Raw genomic sequence first — 230 nt, 5'->3', positions numbered from 1 at the left:
ATTACAGTTGTCGATACAACTCCACCTACAATCACTGCTCCTGCAGACATCACTATTGAGTGTACTGAAGATGAGTCTTCTGCTAATACTGGTGTGGCTATTGGTGCAGATACTTGTAGTACAGTTACCATTACTGAATCAGACGTAGAGACTGCAGCTTGTGGTAATACTAAAACTATTGTTAGAACTTGGACCGTAACTGATGAGTGTGGTAACAGCGTATCTGCTGA

Annotated in this window: 1 protein-coding gene; it reads left to right on the top strand. The window is 41.7% G+C overall.

Annotated features, from left to right (window positions below; all coding sequences use genetic code 11):
* Positions 1 to 230 (top strand): hypothetical protein (locus tag ACXAFS_RS15345; RefSeq protein WP_475308061.1); only part of this gene is annotated, 230 nt, incomplete at both ends.

The organism is Winogradskyella sp. ABM4_392 (assembly GCF_056160445.1).
Note: the sequence above shows the minus strand (reverse complement) of the source record. Positions and strands in the feature narration are given on the sequence as shown.